Raw genomic sequence first — 18,915 nt, forward strand, 5'->3', positions numbered from 1 at the left:
CTGCCAAATGAAAAAAATTGCAGCAATACTGGCCATGGTTTTATTGGTAAACGGATTTTCGGCCTGTGAAAAGGACGATATCTGTGCCGATACGACGCCCACTACACCAAGGCTGATCATCGAATTTTACCTCAAAGGCTCGGCAGCAACGCTGAAACCGGTGACGAATTTAAAAGTTGTTGGCGACGGCATGGAAAACGGCATTGTTTTCAATCCAACAGCAACAGGAGAAGCCCAATATCTTACCAATGACAGTAAAGTTGCCATTCCGCTTGACCTTTCAAAAGATACGGTCGCTTACGATTTTACGCTAAATGCCAACGATACCATAACCAACAGAACAGACCGCCTGGTTTTTAATTACACCCGAAACCAATTTTATGTGTCACGCGCCTGCGGTTATAAAATGCTGTTTACGCTGAACAACCTTCCTGGGCTTCCATCGGCATACATCTTAAACAATACGCAACCTGCAGTAGCCGGAAACTGGATTTCAAGGGTATCGGTTCAAACTTATAACATCAATAATGAAGATGAAACGCACATTAAAATTTACTTTTAGCATTTGCCTGCTGCTTGCTGCGTTTCTTGTGAATGCCCAGGGCGAACAGAAGAAAGACAGCGTTGCACCTCCAAAAATCAGCAGGTACGGACTGCGTGTGGGCATCGATCTTTTTAAACTGTCAAGATCTTTTTACGAAAAAGATTATAAAGGACTGGAAATCGTCGGGGATTACCGTTTGACGAAAAGTTATTACCTCGCAGGTGAAATCGGAAATGAAAATAAAACTGTTAAAGACGATCATCTCGATTTTACGACTAAAGGCACTTATTTTAAAGCCGGTTTTAATTACAATACGTATGAAAACTGGCTCGATATGGAAAATGTAATTTACGTTGGGTTGCGTTACGGTGTAAGTACGTTTAGCCAGACTTTAAACAGCTATCAGATTTACAATGCGAATCCTTATTTTGCAGAGCCGCCGGCGATTCAAAGTGCTGAAAAATTCAGCGGATTGTCTGCGCAATGGGTTGAATTCGTAGCAGGTGTTAATGCTAAAGTCTTCAATAACATTTATGTTGGATTCAGCTTCAGGATCAATAAACTGGTAGCCAATAAAAAACCATCTGGATTTGACAACCTTTACATTCCGGGCTTTAATCGCACTTACGATGGTGACTTCGGCGTTGGGTTCAATTATACGGTATCATATTTTATTCCGTTGTACAAAACAAAATCGGCTGTAGCCAACAACAAAGTTAAAAAATAAACGCAGTTATTTGATTTCGCGGATTCCTTTTAGAAATAGCCATTTCATAAACATTTTATCGCCGTCCTTTGTACGTATCACCTGAAATTTCGGCGAAATCAACGTGCCTACTACAAACGCTGTAAACGGAACCCAGAGTCCGGTTAAATTCGTGTATTTCCCAATCAGGAAGCGAAATAAGATGAATAATGCGGCAAAACACATCAGTTGAAACAGGAATGCTTTTGTTCTTAAACTCATTTTAATCTTCGATTGGATTCATAAATTTTGCGCGCTTGCTGCCTTCATACATTTCGTATTTGACCAACCTCGCTTCTAAACTTCCGTTAAATAATTTAATTTTTCTTGATGGCTTTAAGCCGACAAACTTCAAAGCTTCGAGATTTGCGGTAATAAACCACGCATTTGTTCCCGGATAGCTTTTCTTTAAAGTGTCGCCGATAGTGGCATAAAAGCGCTCCATCTGAATGTCGATCCTTTCGCCATAAGGCGGATTAAAAGCCATGTGCAGCGGGCCTTTGGTTTCTTTTTCGGTATCAAAAAAATCGCGTTCTTCTATTTTGATGTATTCGTCGAGATTGGCATTTTTGATGTTGTCTTTCGCTTTTTGAACGGCCGAAGGCGCTTTGTCATATCCGGTAATGGTGTAATGAAATTCGCGGACTTTCTTCAAAAGCGAATCGGTCACCACATCAAATAACTGGTTGTCCCAGTCGCTCCATTTTTCAAATGCGAATTCTTTTCTGTTGATGTTTGCAGGAATGTTGCAGGCGATCATTGCGGCTTCGGCCAATAAGGTTCCGCTTCCGCACATCGGATCCAGGAAATCGCCTTGTCCGTCCCAGCCTGAAAGCAACAACATTCCGGCACCCAAAACTTCATTGATCGGAGCGATATTTGTCGCCGTACGATAACCCCTGTGGTGCAATGAAGCGCCAGAAGTATCTAACGCCACCGAACACTGGTCTTTGTCAATATGGATGTTGATGCGTACATCCGGATGGTCTTTATCCACGCTTGGCCGCTGCCCTGTCCTGGTACGAAACTGGTCGACAATGGCATCTTTGGTTTTTTGCGACACAAATTCGGTATGGTTGAATTTATCGGAATGCACCGTCGAATCGATCACAAAAGTCATATTCGAATTCATGTAATTCGCCCAATTGATGCCAGAAATCCCTTTATATAGGCTTTCTTCATTGGTTACCCGGAAATGATAGATCGGTTTCAGGATCTTCAAAGCGGTGCGCAGCGCGATGTTTGCTTTGTACATAAATCCTTTATCACCAATAAAACTGACCATTCTGATGCCCGGCGTTACGTCCTGAGCACCAAGTTGCAGCAATTCTTTTTCCAATATTTCTTCAAAACCAAAAAAGGTTTTGGCAATCATTCTAAAATTATTTTCCATTGTAAAATCAGGTATTCCGTGCAAAAATACACTAAATTTGCAGTCCTAATTACTGAATATGCAAAAAGAAGTCAATAACTGGTTTGCCTCTTGGTTTGACACGCCGTATTACCACATTTTATACAAGGATCGGAATTACCGTGAAGCCCAGCTTTTTATGGACAACCTGACACATTACCTGAACCTTCCCGAAAAAGCAAAAGTCCTTGATCTTGCCTGTGGAAAAGGCCGCCATTCGATTTACCTGAACCAGTTGGGCTATGATGTTTTAGGCGTCGACCTGTCTGAAAACAGCATTGAAGAAGCAAAAAAGAATACCAACGACCACCTGCATTTCAAGGTACACGACATGCGTGTGCCGTTCGATGAAAAATATGACGCGATTTTTAATCTTTTCACAAGTTTTGGATATTTCGAAAATGAAAGCGACAATCTAAAGACGCTCGTTGCTATTAAGGAAAGCCTTTCGGATTACGGATTTGCAGTAATTGATTTTATGAATGTACCGCACGTCATTGCAAACCTGGTTCCTGAAGAAACAAAAACGGTTGAAGGAATCGATTTCCAGATCAAACGTTTCCACATCGACGGTTATATTTACAAGGAAATTGATTTTGTAGATAAAGGCGAAAAGTTTCATTTTACCGAAAAAGTTAAAGCGCTGACTTTACAAGATTTTCAGCAATTGATGGAAGAAGCCGGAATTTACCTGCTGGATACTTTCGGGGATTACAAACTCAAGAAATTCCACAAAACGGAAAGCGAACGCCTGATCATGATTTTCAAATAATATGAATTACCTGTTGCCTTTATTATCGGTGCTTTTGGGTTACGGAATTGCTTTGGTGATCAAACCCGAGAAGAAAAAAAACCTCAAATTATTGCTGGCGTTCAGCGGTGCGTTCTTATTGTCTTTAACCGTGATGCATTTGCTTCCGGAAGTTTATGAAGCAGCGCATCACAACGAAAAAAACGGGCATACTGCCAATGTTGGCATCTTCATTATGGTTGGGATTTTATTCCAGATCATACTCGAATTTTTCTCTAAAGGCGCAGAACACGGGCATGTACACGGGCATGAAGAAATGCACCAAATGCCATGGTTGTTGTTCATCAGTCTTTGCATCCACGCGTTGCTTGAAGGTTTTCCGGTGAGCCACCACCACGATCTTGCGATTGGGATTGCGATCCATCATTTGCCGATCGCGATTATCCTGACTTCATTTTTTGTAAATGCCAAACTCAACAAAACCGTGATTTTTATCTTTATGGTTTCGTTTGCTTTTATGACGCCAATCGGGACTATGATTGCACAGTACTTACCGGCATTGAATATGTATTACACTGAAATTACAGCGGTAGTCATCGGAATTTTATTCCACATTTCATCGACGATCATCTTTGAAACCAGCGAAGGCCACAAATTCAACATTGCAAAAGTTTCGATGATCATACTTGGAATCATACTTGCTTGCTTCGTATAACTTTCAATAAAATCCTAATTATTCCGTGCTAAAAACGGATTAGATTTCACTTCTTGTTCCAGTTCAATGCACATGCTTTCCGTCTGTCATAAATTTGTACCATAAACCAATTACAATTTTAATCATGGAAAATCAAATATTAGGCATTCATCACATCACGGCCATTGCCGGAAATGCACAACGCAATTTCAACTTTTATTCAAAAATATTAGGACTGCGATTTATTAAAAAAACAGTCAACTTCGACGATCCCGGAACCTATCATTTTTATTTTGGTGATGAAATCGGAAGCGCCGGAACAATCCTAACATTTTTTCCTTGGGGCGACAGCATCCAGCAAGGCCGGAAAGGTTCGGGAATGGCTACTGAGATCGGGTATTCTGTACCAAAAGGAAGCCTGGATTTCTGGGTCAACCGATTTGAAAAATACAATGTCATTTACAACAAGCCGTCTGAAAAGTTCGGGGAAAAATACCTGACATTCCTTGATCCGGACGGACTCAAACTGGAGCTTATCGAATCCAAAACCGAAGACCACAGAAAAGCCTGGCAAACAGATGAAGTCACTGCCGACGTTGCCACCAAAGGTTTTCACAACATTACATTGACACTCAAAAATATCAAACCAACCGCAGCGGTTTTAACCGAAATTTTCGGATACAAACTCATCGAAAAAGAAGTCAACCGTTACCGTTATGCCACCGATGCCGTTGAAGGCGCAGCGATTGTTGATCTGGTTGAACTCGAAGATGAAAAACACGGCCATGTTGCAAATGGATCCGTACACCACGTTGCTTTCAGGGTAAAAAATGATGCCATGCTGATGCACTTCCGTGAAAAAATCGAAGCGTTCGGATTGAGCATTACCCCGCAAATCGACAGGCAGTATTTCCATTCGCTGTATTTCCGCGAACCAGGCGGCGTGTTGTTTGAAATCGCTACCGACAATCCCGGATTTACAATTGACGAAGCACTAGAAGATTTAGGTAAAGGCTTAAAACTGCCTGCGCAATACGAATCAAGGCGTACAGAAATCGAAAAAATCTTACCTCAAATCAACTAATTATGGCCACTGTAAAATTAGAACTGAACGAGAAAAACCATGGCGGTTTCAACCTTTATGAAAACGATCTCAAAATTGGGGAAATGGTCATCAGCATTTCAAATAACGAGCTAACTGTTTATCACACTGAAGTGGATGAAGCGTATGCCGGACAACGCCTGGCGAAAGTTTTGCTCGATGAAATGGTGAGTTACGTTCGGGCAAATGCACTCAAAGTGATTCCGCTTTGCCCTTACGTATTTGCCCAATTTAAAAGGCATCCGGACGAATTTACCGATATCTGGAAGAAAAACTGATTGCAAAAATCAAATAAATTATGGAAACAAAAATCATAAATTCAGGAAAATCAAATGCCTCAAAAGCTTTGATCCTTTTGCATGGGCGTGGCAGCAACGCATCGGATATTTTATCGCTGGCACATCATCTGAACGTGAAGGATTTTGCGCTTTATGCTCCCGAAGCGCTTAACGGAAGCTGGTATCCACAATCATTTCTGGCAAAACCCGAAGAAAATGAACCATGGCTTTCGGCTTCATTGAAACTGGTTTCCAAAACCGTAGCGCAAATTGTAAAAGACGGCATCTCCAAGGAAAACATTTATTTCGCCGGATTTTCGCAAGGCGCGTGTCTGGTTGCAGAATATACATCACGCCATGCAACGAAATACGGTGGCATAGCCATCTTTACAGGCGGATTGATCGGAAACCGCATTTACGAAGAAAATTATTCCGGGAATTTTGAAGGCACTCCGATTTTCATTGGCAGCAGCAATCCTGATTTTCACGTTCCGGTAGAACGCGTGTATGCCACGACAAATATCCTGAAAAACTTAGGCGCAACCGTTACTGAAAAAATCTATGACAACGTTGGACATACGATTATTGCTGATGAAATAGAACGTGCGAATGATCTTATATTTAATTGAACTTTAAAAATTTAGCTTAAATTCTGGTTCATTTTCTCAACGATCCGATCGGTAAGTATGCTGTAATCAATAATATTCACAGGTTTCAGGAAGAAATACACCGCGCCGAGTGCCATGGCTTTGTCACGTTCGAGATCACTGCCCTGCCCGGTTAAAATGACGACCGGAATGTGGTTCGTTCGTGGGTTGTTTTTCATCTGTTCGATGACATCGTTTCCGGAAAGCAGTGGCATCCGCATATCGGTCACCACAATATTCGGAAGCTTTTCTGAGGCATTCAGATAATCCAGGAATTCGGTTCCGCCTGAAAAAGATACAATTTCGATGTTGTCATAATTTTCGGTGAAAGCCGCATTAAAAATCTCCTGGTCATCGGGATCGTCATCTACAATGGCAATGAGGTATTTTTTCATTTGAGTTGCATTTGCGTAAAAGTAGCCTGCTTTAAAATGATACGGGTTACAGCATTTTCGATGACATTTACATAATCTTCAGGATTGCTTCAAATGATCTGGCGCATTTAAACATATCATTTGTCCCTAAATTCATCCGAAACCGTTTCGCGCAAATCATACAAAAGCCATTGTTTATTTAACACTTCGCTTTTTTCTGTTTGCAGCAACTTAATAAAATCCTTAACTCCTAAAGGCTCATTCCCATTTCCATGGATTAGGACAATAGTTCCGTTGTGTGCGGCCTGGCCTTTAGCGAGCCAGGCGTCGCTGCCAATAGGAATCAGTCCGAAACCTGTCACTTTTTCTATCAAATCATGATCTGAAATCAATCCTGGAAAGCGGAAAAAAGCAGAGAAAAGCAATCCTTTTTGAAGCAGTGCCATTTCGGTTCCGAGGATTTCAAAATTAAGGTCGGTTCCAGGTTCCAATAAAAAGTTTTCCCGAAGCGGGATTTTCGGATCGAAATGATGGTTGTACGTATGATTGACCCACGTAATTGCGATTTCGCCTGAATCATTCAGCTTCTGAAGCCATTGCAAATCTTCCGGATGGGTAAGCATAAAACTTCCCGTGATCGACAATGCGATCGGTACTGGCTGTTCAATCTTTTTAAATTCTGAAATCAGCGACGTAAAAACCACACGGTCGAGCGGCTTGTGCGACGGACATAAATCGATCGTAAGGGTAATGCCTTTTTCTTTCGGGTAACCATTTACAATTCCGGCATCCTGCAACGAAAACGACTGTTTTTGGGCCGTTTGTATCGCTTTTACGTAAGGCGAATTGGAATAAACAACCAAAATTTTTGGCCAATCTGCAACTGTGAGTCTGATTTCGGATACAGGAATATTAATTGTCTCCAATGAATTCACATCAACGCCGATATAAAAAACTTTTCCCGATTGTTCGTATTTTCGGATGGCCGCAATTTTTTTATTCGCATAACTGCCAAACCCAAAATACACTTTATAATTGCTGATGCCTTTTTCGAGTGCACTTGCATTCGATAAAGTCGAAAGAAAAAATACCAATAAAACCAGTTGTCGCATCGTTTTTTTCTGCAATTTAAACAAATCCTGAATTTTCCGAATTTAAATCAGGACGGAAATGAACTTCCGGATGACGGCTTGGCGCTGATCGTACCATCTTCAACCGCTTTAAAAAGCAAATTGTAATCGCTTTCATTTTGCTGCCTGTAGGCCAATGCAAATTTCGCAATCGCTTTTGCGAAAGTGTCGCTCTTTCCAATGTATCCGCTGATCGTGGCCGCTTCGCCTGTTCTCGCGTGGGCTTGTGCGAGCGCCCAGCCACAGGATTCGGCATAAGCCATGAAATTATTGCGATCCATTGCATCGAGGTCGGGTGTAATCTTGGCGTCTCGCATCTGGCGGATGTAGTAATCGCGGCCGGTATCGCCGGTAGTCCAACCCAGAAAAATATCTGATGCCGACTGCATGATTTTTTGTCCTTCGACCACACGTTGTCCCTGGTTTTGAAATTCGCAGGCATTCGTATAAGGCTCAAGTACGCTCGGATGCGCTTCCTTAAATTGTAAAAACAACGGATCGCCGGAATCTGACATCAGTAAAATAATGCCGCACCATTTGCCCACGCTTCCCACGCCCACGACTTTCATTGCAATGTCGATGATTTTGTATTGGTTAAGTAAAATCTGGCGGTCATGGCTCAGCGTGTTCAGGTAATTTTCATAGGCCTGTTCAACCTGCGCAAAAAATGTGGCCTGGTGTTCTTCTTTCACATGAAACAGCAATGGCGGCGCATCGATGATTTTTATTTTACCGCCTATTTCATGGGTCAGTTTTTCAAATTCGCGTTCGTGTGGTGTATTTTCGATCGCTTTTTCAAGTCGTTTGCGGTTGAATTTTTTCATGATCGCACCACCACTTTCAGCATTGATTAGGGCACTGAAACTAATATCGGCATACCAAACCTGCAAAGCCGACATTCCGGCATATTTTCGCATGTGCTTTTTATAACTTCTAACTGCAGCAAGCGCAGCATTTTTAGAGTCTTTCCGGGAAAATCCCTTAGAACAACCGGCGATAACAAAACTCGCAGCAAGCCTTTTGACATCCCATTCCCAGGGCGCAATCGTGGTTTCATCAAAATCATTGATGTCGAAAATGATTTTGCGTTCCGGAGTCGCAAACCCACCAAAATTCATCAGGTGGCAATCGCCGCAAATCTGCAAATGCAGGCCCGTTGCGTTGCAACGCGAAAGATCGGCAGCCATGACAGCAGCGGCACCACGGTAATAACCAAAAGGCGATTCGAGCATTCTTTCATAATAAATGGGCAGCAGCAACCCGATGCGGTTTTTGGTTTGTTCCTGATGAATGTCTAAAGTATCGGGGCGGTCGTCTGTACATAATATGGCGTGTGATTTTCTCGGACACCGCTTTCTGAGACGTTTTCCAGATTTGAATTTTTCTTTCTTTGCCGCTTTGAGTTCCGGGACACTGGTTTTTGGGTCGTTTTCCGTTTCCATGATTGTTTATTTGTAGGATAAATTTAGCTCGGAAACTGTTACATGATTTTCAACATTGCAGCTTATTGTTATGAAATTGTACAACTGTAACGATTACAAGTGTAACAATGACCGCTAAAAATTGTAGGATATTTGCTATATACCAAACTCTTAAACTGCACTATGGAACATTCCAAACCACTAAAAATTTTCGTTGCAGATGACGATCCTGACGACCGGGAATTCCTGAGATTTTTATTCCGAAAAAATGAGCATTTCGAGCTTATGGGCTGTTTTTCATCTTCGGCAGAAGTCATGGATGAAATTGTTGAAAAAGCCAACATTCCAGACATTTTGCTTTTGGATATGTACATGCCGATGATGACCGGAACCGAAGTTTTAGCCGAATTGATAGCACAAAATACCGCGCCAAAACTGTTCACCTTTATCATTTCAGGTACGATCAATGAAGCTGAAAAGGAAAAATTCAGCAATAACCCGAATGTGAAATTCCTGCTGAAACCCACAACACTTGAGGAAATTAATGACTTGCCAGGAATCATACTTGAAAATTTAAATCACAGAAACAATACAAAAGTGTAATTATGTTTAGCATCGGACAAAAAGTACAAAGGCAGTTCAGCAGCCAAATTATGGAAGTGGTGGGTTTCGAGCCCGACCTTATTGAAAACGTGCTGACGCAATGGGAAGATGAAGAAGGCAATATTGTCACTGCAAAATTCATGGAAACCGAACTGGAAATTGCAGAATCCTGATTATTCCCCGGTTTCACTATGCGGCGCATCGACAGGTTTTGATTGCGACGAGCCTTTTTCGCGAAGGTAAATCGACAGCACGATAATCGCAAAAACAGAGAGGAATTCGCTTTGCCAGTTTTGAAACGATTCAAACCAAAATCGCGAACTGCTTAAATATTCGACGTGACTGATGGTTTTTTCGCCTTTTAATTTATTGTGGATGTTTTCATCGGCCAGGCTTCCGCAGAAATGCAGCACAAACGACAACAGGAATAAAACCAACAGCGAAAGTGTGAGTGAGTGTTTGTAGACCGCAAGAAAAATCCCACCTTTTTTAACTGGCCAAGGTGCATCTTTTTTATTCGGATCGGGTTCACGGTCAACTTCTTCGGGATGGTCGCAACTTTTAGATTCGGACGAGCCTTTCTGGCGCAGGAAAATCGTCAGCCATACGAAAAGCCCCATTTGAAGGAATTCGCTTTCCCAGTTTTCGAAAGTCGATTCTACGAAATGCCCGCTGGTGAAATATTCGCTTAGCGAAACTTCAGTTCCGCCTTCTTCTTTCAGCGCTTTGTTGTATTCTTTAAGTCCGAAAAAAACCTGGCCTGCAATCGCGATCACAAACAGGATTATGAATACAATCGAAAGGCTGTTGTGCTTGATAAATTTTTTCATGATGGCTGCGTTTTATTGGCTGAAGCCAAGTGAAATCAATCGTTTAGTTTGTAATGGATTTTTATAATGATGAATTCTTCAGATTGACCGTATTCGATATTGAAAAAATCGGCAAACTCATTGTGGCCGATCGAAAGCTCGTTCTCAGGATTGATCTTAAATACGATTACCGTGATTCCCTGGGCATGAATGCCTGTAAATTGTTCCAGATCCAATTCTTCTGCATATTCAATGCCGATGCTGTTAAGATGACGGACATAAGCATTGTAATCTGACTGGTTTTTCTGTATCGACAATTCTCCCGTTTCCGGATCTTTTCCAAACCATAAAAATGGTTCATTCGCGGCCACTCCGTTTTCAAACAATGCCGTGCCTATTTCTTCTTTCGTAAGTATCATGTTTTTTTTAATAAAGGTAATTTTCATGGGAATAGTTGTTTTATAGTTTTTCATTCGATTCTTGTAAGTTTAAATACTCAATTCCTACACTAATAAAAATAATTGTAAGTAATTTCTTGTGTTTGAAGAAGATAGACTACAAAATTTAAAAAAAGTTAAATTTTATAATATCTTGATTATCAAAATATTATATGATTAAGCAAACTATATTATATGTAGGAAAAAAGAAATTAAAATTTCTAAAATTTGCACTTAATCGGATTTATTATACATTTGGTCGATGATTTTAACCAAAAAATCCAATTCGATGAAATCTATTCAAAAATGCAAACAAATTCTGATCGCCATTTTTTTACTACAATTGTTATTGACTGTAAAGAGCCATGCGCAATGTCCGACTGCTCCGGGTGACCAAATTACCGCAGGCAATGACACCTGGATTGGGTATGTTTATGCAAATACTGATGGTGCAAATCCGCCTTCAAACTGCTTTACGACCACTTATCGCGGTTATGTCACAGAATCTACACAATTTGACCATAATTTTGGATCGGGTGCCGTAAGTGGAAGCAATCTTTGCGGTTCCTATTCCGATCAATTCGCGATCAGATACAAAATGAAACACCACTTCGCAGCGGGTTATTACAGCTTCCAGGTTGGCGGCGACGGCGGTTACAGGCTGAGCTTCGACGGCGGAAATACGTTCCTGATCTCAAACTGGACCGATCATCCTTACACTACAAATGCTGCGACTTACCAATTGAATGGCGATGTAGAACTTGTCCTTGAATATTTTGAAAATACCGCAAACGCACGTGTTTCCGTGAGCTTTACGCCTTGCCCGGATCCGTCAACGGCACCAACGCAAATCATCGCCAGCGACGAAATCTGTACCGGAAGTTCGCTTGTTTTACAGGCAGCCGGAGGTTTTGCCGCAACTGGTGTTACGTATCAATGGGGAACCGGAAATACAATTGGACTCAATATTATATCAGCCGGAAATTCGGCCAACACCTTGACCGTCAATCCACCTGCCGATACCACGTATTGGGTGCGACGCATCGATAATGGAAGTTGCGGCGTGAATGCAACAGGCGGCGTTGTAAAAACAATTACGGTTTCACAACCTTCAACCGCGCCGACTTCGTTTACCGGATCGACCAGCATTTGTTACGGCACCCCGGCGCAATTGACAGCAGTAGGTTATGTAGGTTCTATCCAATGGCAAAAATCTTCAGACAATAGCAATTTTACAAACATCACAGGTGCAACCGGACCAGCATTGACTACAGAAAACCTGTTTGCCCAAATGTATTACCGCGTAAAAGTGACAAACAACAGTTGTGCAACGGCCACTTCGGCAACAGTTACGATTCAGGTAAAGCCTTTAAGCAGCGCTGGAACGGTGAGCGGATCTGCGGGAATTTGTGCGGGCACCAACAGTACAAACCTCAGCGTGACGACATCGGTGGGTTCCTTGCAATGGCAAAAAAGTTCAGATAATAGCACTTTTATAGATATTTCGGGAGCGACATCAAACACTTATACCGCTGTCAATTTAAATGCGACTACATACTTCAGGATCAAAGCATCCAGCAGTCCGTGTGAAGCTTCTTTTAGTAATGCTGTGAGCATAGTCGTAAACCCGACGCCGGTCGCAGGAAGCATTTCAGGCGCAGGAAATATTTGTGCTGGAGCCAACAGCATTATGTTATCGGCAAACGGCCAAACAGGCAGCATCCAATGGCAATCGTCAACTGACAATGCCGCATTTACCAACATTACAAATGCAACCTCAGCAACTTATACCGCCAACAACCTGACGCAAACCAGGTATTTTCGCGTGATGGTTTCAAGTGGAAACTGTACGGCAGTTTATAGTGCGTCAGCAACGGTAACGGTTACACCACAGCCGGTTGCAGGAACGCTCAATAGCGGATCAACAGTTTGCTCGGGAACAAACAGCACTGCTTTGGCAATTACGGGTTACACCGGAACTTTGCAATGGCAATCTTCTTCAGATAACAGTATTTTTTTAAATATTTTAGGAGCAACCTCAGCCAATTATACCGCAACAAACCTAACTGCAACGACTTATTACCGTGTGGTGGTTTCCAGTGGAAATTGCGCGCCGGTTTATACTGCAAGCAACAGTGTGATCGTAAGCAATGCCACGGTTGCAGGAACGGCTTCGGGCGCAGCAACGCTTTGTTCGCAGACGAATTCAACAACACTTACCTTAAGCGGGTACAACGGAAACATACAGTGGCAATTGTCAACTGACAACGTTACTTTCACCAATATCACAAATGCGACTTCGGCAAGCTATACCGCTACAAATATTGCAGCTACGACGTATTATAAAGCGCTGGTTTCAAACGGAAGCTGTCCGGCTGTTGCAGGAAATACAGTCATTTTAACTTTTTCAGCGCCAGTTGGCGGAACGATTTCTGGCGCGGGAACGGTTTGCTCGGGAAACAATTCAACCGTGCTTACGCTAAACGGATATTCCGGATCGATCCAATGGCAATCGTCTGCGGATAATACAACATTCACGGATATTGCATCGGCAACAGCCACGACTTATACGATTACAAATCTTACCTCAGCGACCTATTACCGAGTAAAAACCACAAACGGAACCTGCGGATCAGCATTTTCCCCATCGGTTTTAATGGCGGTAAATGCCACTACACAATCGGGAACGGTTGCCATTACAGGCGTTACGGGAACAAGCATTACCGTTCCGGCGAGTTACAATAGCAATGTACTGACCGTTTCAGGATACAACGGAACGACTTTCCAATGGCAAAACTCTGCTGACAATGTGACTTATACGAACATTTCAGGCGCGACTGCAACGAGTTATACGGTAACGAATATTGTTGCAAAGACATATTACAGGGTTGCTGTCGGTTCAGGAAGTTGTGTGGCTTATAGTGCGCCGATCACCTTTTCAATCTGTACGCCTGCCGGAGATCCTACCGTTTATGGAACAGGAACCACATGGCGGGTTTATTTTTATACGCAACATAATGGCACAGCTACGGTGGTACCTACAAATGCATTCACTACACATTACCAAGGATTTACAACAAGTGGATTTGTTTTTGACAATTACCTGTATGCGTCTAATTTGGGAGCCAACGTGTGTTCGGCATATTATTCTGCTTTTAAAGGCGCTTACCGTTACCGGCTGACAAAAAACTTTACGGCAGGTAGTTATAGTTTTATAGTGGGAAGCAACGGCGGATACCGTTTGAGCCTTGATGGCGGAGCAACCTGGATCATCAACAAATGGGATACTGCAACCGCTTACAATACGACTGATTCAGATGACATTACCCTGGCAGCGGGGAATTATAATATGGTCATTGAGTTTTTCAATATCAATACGCAAAATCCGCGGCACTTTTTCAATTATTGTAACGCTGCTACGGCCACTGTTACAGCGCCAACAGCCATACTTGGAAATACCAGCATGTGTGCAGGAACAAATACAACCATTTGGACAACCGGAGGAACCGGAAGCATTTACCAGTGGGGAACCGGAACTGTTGCAGGCTTAAACATCATCGCCGGCTCGACAGGAAATGCCGTTGTAGTAGGACCAACTTCTGATACAACATATTGGGTTCGCCGCTACAACTCTGCGTGCGATTCTTATACCGCCGCTTTGTATAGAACGGTTACGATCACACCGCTGACCGGCGCAACTCCGGCTGGTAATACAAACGATTATGGCAACAACTCATGGATTGGATATGTCTATGCTTCGACCAGTAGTGCAGGTACTCCGGCTGCGGCTTTTGTGAGTCCGTACAAATATGTGGGTTATATTACAACACCTTCGGATGCTTTTTCAATGTCTTCAAGCGGATACAATACGCCACTTACCGGACCAAACATTTGTTCAAGCTTTGTAACAAGATTTACTGTCAGATACAAAATGCAAAAAACTTTTGCCCCAGGTTATTATACCTTTAATATTTCTGCAGATGACGGAATGCGATTTAGTGTCGATGGCGGAGCAACATGGGCCATTACAAGATGGAGTTATCCTGCAGGATATACCGGTGATAGTTATTCTGTTTATTTGGATGGTACAAAAAGCCTCGTGATCGAATACCGACAGGATACCGGAAATTACCTGATCGCTTTCAGTTATACATCTTGTACCAATTTCTCTACAGCGCCTGCCAGCATCACAGGACAAACAGCAATTTGCAGCGGAAGCAGCACAACACTTACTGCTGCAGGTGGTAACAGTTCGCCAGGAAGCACATACCAATGGGGAATCGGGACAGTTGCCGGAGTGAACCCACTACCCAATACTACTGAATCGATTATCGTGACGCCATCGGTAAACACCACCTATTGGGTACGAAGAAAAAGTGCCGGGAATTGTATGGAAACCGTCGGTACTACAACAGATTATGCCTATACGCCAATAGTAACAGCTACTGTAACCTTATCTGCGCTATCGGTTGCCGGAAGCATTTCGGGTGGAAACAATACGGTTTGCGCCGGAACCAACAGCACCACTTTAACATTAAGTGGAAATACAGGAACTATACAATGGCAATCGTCTTCGGATAATACCAACTGGAACAACATCACATCCGCGACAAGCGCCACGTATACTGCGACAAACCTTAATGCGACTATTTATTTTAGGGCAATGGTAACCAATGGTGCGTGTAGTGGCGTCATTACCAATGTGATGAATGTTACCGTAATTGCTGCTTCTGTGGCCGGAACGGTAAGTGGCACAGCGACCGTTTGTTCCGGACAAAACAGCACATTACTATCTGTAAACGGTTACATTGGAACGATCCAATGGCAATCATCTGCAAATAACAGTACGTTTAACGACATCAGCGGCGCTACAGCAAGCACCTTTAATGCGACCAACCTTACCGCAACCACTTACTATCGCGTACGGGTCAGCAACGGAAATTGTACGCAGGCTTTGAGTACATCGGTGGCGATTACGGTGAACCAATTGTCGGTTGCCGGAACAATTTCGGGCAGCACCGTGGTGTGTTCGGGAACCAATAACACCACGATCACTTTAAGCGGCTATTCAGGAATTTTGCAATGGCAATCTTCTGCAGACAACAATACTTTTGTGAATATTACAGGTGCAAATGCGGCGACTTATACGGCTGCGAATTTAGCTGCAACAACTTATTTCCGCGCTTCTGCAACAAACGGAAGCTGTCCTGCGGTCCTTTCGGCGTCAGCCAGCATTACCGTAAATCCGTCTCCAAATCCGGGAACGATTTCAGGCGCAGGCGCAGTGTGCCGCGGAACGAACAGCACAACGCTTTCCATTAGCGGAAGCACCGGTTCGATCCAATGGCTGTCTTCTTCTAACAACAGCACATTTAACGACATTAGCGGCGCAACATCTGCAACTTATACCGCAACAAACCTTTTGGCGACCACTTATTATAAAATCCGTGTGACCAATGGCCCGTGTTCTACAATTTCTGCTTCAAGTAGTGCGATCACGGTAGATCCGATAGCGGTAGCCGGTGCTATTTCGGGCGCAGCTACCGTGTGTTCTGGAGTAAATTCGACCGTACTGACCTTGAGCGGACACACAGGAACTATCCAATGGAAATGGTCTACAGACAACAATACTTTTACGAATATTTCTGGTGCGACTTTGGCAACTTATACGGCAACAAACCTGGCGGTGACGACTTATTACAAAGCTTTTATCAGCAGTGGCGCGTGTACTTCGGTAAGCACGGCAGCGGTGATGGTTTTCGTAAGACCTGCGAGTGTGGCCGGAACGGCTTCGGGGAATGCGACGCTTTGCGTGGGCGTAAACCAGGCGACTTTAAGCCTGAGCGGCTACACCGGAAACATTCAGTGGCAGCAATCTTCAAATGGTACTGCTTTTACAGATATTTCAGGAGCAACATCTGATAATTACGCGACTTCGAATCTAAGTGCCACACGTTATTTCAGGGCTTCGGTGGCTACGACCGAATGTTCTTCTGCGGTAAGCAATGTGATAATTGTAACGGTTTTGCCTTATGCACAGGCTGGAAGCATCAAGATTTCGGGGACGACTTTGCCATCGACAAGCGTATGTTCGGGAACCAATTCGATTTTGTTAACGGCTATCGGAAGTGCCGGAGTGGTGCAATGGCAATCTTCTGCTGACAACCTCACTTTCTCTGATATTTCAGGCGCACAAGGATTAACTTACCAAGCTACAGGACTGACACAGACACTTTATTACCGTACGAAAGTATCGAGCGGTTCCTGTGGACAGACGCAATATTCAGAATCAGTATTGATCAACGTGCCAACGGCCGTGACTTACAATGGTTCGTGGAGCGGAACGCCAAATACTACAACGACAATTGTAGTTGGAAACAACCTTGCCTTAAATGCGCCGATCAATGTGTGTTCCTGCCAGGTTACCGGAACTGCAACAATGACGATTCCGGCCGGCATCACCATGACTGTACAGAAAAATGTGGTCGTAGCACCAACTGCGCAACTGATTATAGAGAACAATGCGAGTTTGCTTCAGGTAGATGACAGTGCGATCAACAGCGGTAATGTGATCGTTAAAAGAAATTCTGCCGCCATGAAAGGATTTGATTTTACCTATTGGTCTTCGCCTGTAAAAGACATGACGCTTTACAATCTGTCTCCAAATACCCGATTTGACAAATATTACTATTTTAGCCCTGCCCTTAACAGCTGGCAGACTGTAATGAATGGAAACGGTGCGATGGAAGCCGGAAAAGGATACATCATCCGCGCACCGGCAGACTGGTCGAATACCAACGCAACCAATGGTGTTTATGCAGGTACATTCACAGGTGTTCCAAACAATGGAATCATAGAAACCGATATTGTAAAAGGCACAGGAACATTCAACCTGATTGGAAATCCGTATCCGTCGGCTATTGATGTAGATGCTTTTATTACCGATGCCGCGAATACGAATATCGTTGAAGGAACGGTTTATTTATGGACACATAACACAGCGATTACAAGCGCCGGGCCGCAATCAAACCTCTATGTTTATGCAGCCGATGATTATGCGAAATACAACCTGACGGGCGGAATCAAAACGATGGCATCTGCAGTTTCTGGCGGTGGCACGCCAACTGGAAAAATTGCGGCTGGACAGGCCTTTTTCATTGAGGCAAATTCGGCTTTAGCCAATGGAAGTTACACCGCAACTTTCAAGAATTCGATGCGCCTGGCCAACAGCAACAACCAGTTTTTCAAAAATACGGGTACCAATCCGATAGATCCAACTGGAAATATAAAAAGTAGGGTTTGGCTGAGCATTTCAAACAATCAGGGTGCTTTTGGTGAAACGCTTGTAGGATTTATTCCCGGTGCAACCAATGGAAAAGACCCCAAATATGACGGCCTCACAATGGCTGCCGGAAACAGCGTGACACTCTACTCTATTCTCGACGATTCAAAACTGGCGATCCAGGGCCGCGCACTTCCTTTTGACAACCAACAAATAATTCCATTGGGTTATAGTGCAAATATGGCAGGAACTTTCTCGATTGCATTGGAACAGCTCGACGGACTTTTCTCTAACAATGACGCTGTCGTTTACCTTGTCGACAGAGCAGACAACAGCTACCACAATTTAAAAACAGGAAGTTATGCATTCTCTTCGGTTACAGGGATTTTTGATGCGCGCTTCGAGTTGCGTTTTGTAGATCCTGAAATTTTAGGAACCGCTGATGCGGATGTTTCAAATGCCTACATCATCGCAAAAGACCAACAAATTGAAGTGGGCACGGCAGGAACTTCCATACAGTCGGTTGCAGTTTTTGACATTAGTGGAAAACAGATTTTCACAGCACAGCGTTTAGATGTTAAACTGTTCAAAACAGTAAGGCTTGATGTTGCCACGCAAGTGCTGATCGTAAGAGTTCGATTGAAAAATGGAAATCAAGTGGTTCAGAAAGTGTTGATTAAATAATTT

17 protein-coding genes are annotated in these 18,915 nt (G+C 43.2%); 10 read left to right on the top strand and 7 right to left on the bottom strand.

The genetic code is table 11. From position 1 onward, the window contains the following. Nucleotides 1–7 precede the first annotated feature (7 nt). The gene (locus BLS32_RS09790; protein ID WP_091394889.1) at nucleotides 8–562 is read left to right on the top strand and encodes a DUF6452 family protein; all 555 of its coding nucleotides are present in this window, start codon (nucleotides 8–10) and stop codon (nucleotides 560–562) included. Continuing rightward, nucleotides 534–1,271: a DUF6048 family protein gene (locus tag BLS32_RS09795; protein ID WP_091396063.1), complete on the top strand. Its 738-nt coding sequence runs from the start codon at nucleotides 534–536 to the stop codon at nucleotides 1,269–1,271. The genes BLS32_RS09790 and BLS32_RS09795 overlap by 29 nt, the downstream gene beginning before the upstream one ends. Nucleotides 1,272–1,277: 6 nt before the next feature. On the opposite strand, the gene BLS32_RS09800 is transcribed toward BLS32_RS09795, so the two are convergent. Together BLS32_RS09800 and BLS32_RS09805 are read right to left on the bottom strand one after the other, a co-directional pair. Next, the gene (locus BLS32_RS09800) at nucleotides 1,278–1,511 is read right to left on the bottom strand and encodes a hypothetical protein (protein ID WP_091394892.1); all 234 of its coding nucleotides are present in this window, start codon (nucleotides 1,509–1,511) and stop codon (nucleotides 1,278–1,280) included. A 1-nt stretch (nucleotide 1,512) separates the two neighbouring features. Beyond that, nucleotides 1,513–2,682 (bottom strand): THUMP domain-containing class I SAM-dependent RNA methyltransferase, encoded by a 1,170-nt coding sequence (locus tag BLS32_RS09805; protein ID WP_091394895.1) that lies wholly within the window; start codon nucleotides 2,680–2,682, stop codon nucleotides 1,513–1,515. Nucleotides 2,683–2,740: 58 nt separating this feature from the next. Between BLS32_RS09805 and BLS32_RS09810 the strand changes: the two genes are divergently transcribed. The 5 genes from BLS32_RS09810 to BLS32_RS09830 all read left to right on the top strand — a co-directional run bounded on the left by BLS32_RS09810 (nucleotide 2,741) and on the right by BLS32_RS09830 (nucleotide 6,154). Further along, the gene (locus tag BLS32_RS09810; RefSeq protein WP_091394897.1) at nucleotides 2,741–3,472 is read left to right on the top strand and encodes a class I SAM-dependent methyltransferase; all 732 of its coding nucleotides are present in this window, start codon (nucleotides 2,741–2,743) and stop codon (nucleotides 3,470–3,472) included. A gap of 1 nt (nucleotide 3,473) precedes the next feature. Beyond that, on the top strand, nucleotides 3,474–4,166 hold the full coding sequence (locus BLS32_RS09815) for a ZIP family metal transporter (protein WP_091394900.1): 693 nt from the start codon (nucleotides 3,474–3,476) through the stop codon (nucleotides 4,164–4,166). A 124-nt stretch (nucleotides 4,167–4,290) separates the two neighbouring features. Beyond that, nucleotides 4,291–5,229, top strand: coding sequence for a ring-cleaving dioxygenase (locus BLS32_RS09820; protein WP_091394903.1), 939 nt, complete (start codon nucleotides 4,291–4,293; stop codon nucleotides 5,227–5,229). Nucleotides 5,230–5,231: 2 nt separating this feature from the next. Then, nucleotides 5,232–5,525 (top strand): GNAT family N-acetyltransferase, encoded by a 294-nt coding sequence (locus tag BLS32_RS09825; RefSeq protein ID WP_091394906.1) that lies wholly within the window; start codon nucleotides 5,232–5,234, stop codon nucleotides 5,523–5,525. A gap of 20 nt (nucleotides 5,526–5,545) precedes the next feature. After that, a complete protein-coding gene (locus tag BLS32_RS09830) occupies nucleotides 5,546–6,154 on the top strand; it encodes an alpha/beta hydrolase (RefSeq protein ID WP_091394909.1) in 609 nt (202 codons plus the stop codon). An 11-nt stretch (nucleotides 6,155–6,165) separates the two neighbouring features. Here BLS32_RS09830 and BLS32_RS09835 read toward each other — a convergent pair whose 3' ends face one another. From BLS32_RS09835 to BLS32_RS09845, 3 genes are all read right to left on the bottom strand, one after another. Next, entirely contained in the window at nucleotides 6,166–6,567 is a 402-nt protein-coding gene (locus BLS32_RS09835) for a response regulator (RefSeq protein ID WP_091394912.1), read from the bottom strand. A 116-nt stretch (nucleotides 6,568–6,683) separates the two neighbouring features. Then, nucleotides 6,684–7,658 (bottom strand): polysaccharide deacetylase family protein, encoded by a 975-nt coding sequence (locus BLS32_RS09840; protein WP_091396065.1) that lies wholly within the window; start codon nucleotides 7,656–7,658, stop codon nucleotides 6,684–6,686. A 47-nt stretch (nucleotides 7,659–7,705) separates the two neighbouring features. Next, on the bottom strand, nucleotides 7,706–9,118 hold the full coding sequence (locus tag BLS32_RS09845) for a DUF2252 domain-containing protein (RefSeq protein ID WP_091394915.1): 1,413 nt from the start codon (nucleotides 9,116–9,118) through the stop codon (nucleotides 7,706–7,708). 162 nt (nucleotides 9,119–9,280) lie between these two features. Here BLS32_RS09845 and BLS32_RS09850 point away from each other — a divergent pair, with 162 nt between their 5' ends. Together BLS32_RS09850 and BLS32_RS18460 are read left to right on the top strand one after the other, a co-directional pair. Beyond that, on the top strand, nucleotides 9,281–9,700 hold the full coding sequence (locus BLS32_RS09850; protein WP_091394918.1) for a response regulator: 420 nt from the start codon (nucleotides 9,281–9,283) through the stop codon (nucleotides 9,698–9,700). Between the two features lie 2 nt (nucleotides 9,701–9,702). Continuing rightward, on the top strand, nucleotides 9,703–9,873 hold the full coding sequence (locus BLS32_RS18460; protein WP_170227593.1) for a hypothetical protein: 171 nt from the start codon (nucleotides 9,703–9,705) through the stop codon (nucleotides 9,871–9,873). Here the strand turns inward: BLS32_RS18460 and BLS32_RS09855 are convergent, their stop codons facing one another. Together BLS32_RS09855 and BLS32_RS09860 are read right to left on the bottom strand one after the other, a co-directional pair. Next, nucleotides 9,874–10,530, bottom strand: coding sequence for a DUF6766 family protein (locus BLS32_RS09855; protein ID WP_091394921.1), 657 nt, complete (start codon nucleotides 10,528–10,530; stop codon nucleotides 9,874–9,876). 35 nt (nucleotides 10,531–10,565) lie between these two features. After that, complete coding sequence (locus BLS32_RS09860) at nucleotides 10,566–10,955, bottom strand: hypothetical protein (RefSeq protein ID WP_170227594.1); 390 nt, start codon at nucleotides 10,953–10,955, stop codon at nucleotides 10,566–10,568. Nucleotides 10,956–11,235: 280 nt separating this feature from the next. On the opposite strand from BLS32_RS09860, the gene BLS32_RS09865 reads away from it, so the two are divergent. Then, nucleotides 11,236–18,912, top strand: a complete 7,677-nt coding sequence (locus BLS32_RS09865; RefSeq protein WP_139171737.1) for an Ig-like domain-containing protein — start codon at nucleotides 11,236–11,238, stop codon at nucleotides 18,910–18,912. Nucleotides 18,913–18,915: the final 3 nt, after the last annotated feature.

It is taken from the genome of Flavobacterium noncentrifugens, assembly GCF_900100375.1.
Classification (GTDB): Bacteria; Bacteroidota; Bacteroidia; order Flavobacteriales; family Flavobacteriaceae; genus Flavobacterium; species Flavobacterium noncentrifugens.